This window comes from Amycolatopsis sp. SID8362 (assembly GCF_010550475.1).
Taxonomy (GTDB): domain Bacteria; phylum Actinomycetota; class Actinomycetes; order Mycobacteriales; family Pseudonocardiaceae; genus Amycolatopsis; species Amycolatopsis eburnea.
This window is the reverse complement of sequence record NZ_JAAGNB010000945.1, coordinates 1-935: the sequence shown is the minus strand read 5'-3', so window position 1 is coordinate 935 and position 935 is coordinate 1. Positions and strand designations below refer to the sequence as shown.

General features: G+C 77.0%; 1 protein-coding gene. It reads right to left on the bottom strand.

Features of this window, described 5'->3' with window-relative positions:
* Nucleotides 1–935, bottom strand: a 935-nt coding sequence (locus tag G3I65_RS29370; RefSeq protein ID WP_160698975.1) for a ComEC/Rec2 family competence protein, incomplete at both ends; no start/stop codon positions are given.

Sequence of the window (935 nt, the reverse complement as noted above, 5' to 3'; positions counted from 1 at the left end):
CGCCATGAGCAACCGCACCCGCCGGACCCGGGCGGCCAGCACCAGCAGCCCGAGGACGACGGCGGCGAGCAGCCCGCCCCACCAGCCACCCGGCCAGCCGATGACCGCACCCGGGGCCCGCGCGCCGTGCCGCGCCACCGTGATCAGCCACCGGGCTTCGGGATCGGCGAGGTGCACCAGGAACTTCCCGCCACCCGGCCACCACGGGCCGGTGACCGTCGCCAGCACGCCGAGCACGGTCGCCGGGGCCACCACAGGCGCGGCGAGGACGTTGGTCAGCACCGAGACCAGGCTCACCGAGCCCGCCATCCCCGCGAGCACCGGCGCCGTCACGAGGAAGGCCGCCAACGGGATCGCCAGACCTTCCGCGAAGCCCGGCGGGACCCCGCGGCGGACCAGCCCACCAGCCCAGCGCGGCGCGAGCAGCACCAGCCCGGCGGTGGCGAAGACCGACAGCGCGAACCCGAAGTCGGTGGCCATCGCCGGATCCACCACCACGAGCACGCACACCGCGAACGCCAGCGCGGGCAGTGCCGAACCCCGCCGGCCCAGCGCCAGTGCCAGCAACGCCACCGCCGCCATGACTCCCGCCCGCAGCACGCTCGGCTCCGGCCCGACCAGCACGAGGAACCCCGCCAGGCAGGTCCCGGCCGCCACCGCCGACAGCCGCGGCCCGAGCCGCAGCAGGCGAAGCAGCAGCAGAACCGCACCACAGGCCACGGCGAGGTTGCCGCCGCTGACCGCGGTGAGGTGGGCGAGGCCCGCGGTGACGAACTCCTGCTCGACGCGGGGTGACAGCCCGCTGGTGTCGCCCAGGACCAGCCCCGGCAGCAGGCCGGCGGGTTCGTCCGGCAGGGCCTGGCACAGGTCGTGCAGGCCCGCGCGAAGGGCGGCCGCGGTCCGCTGCCACCACGGCGCCGGGCCCGGCTCCCCCG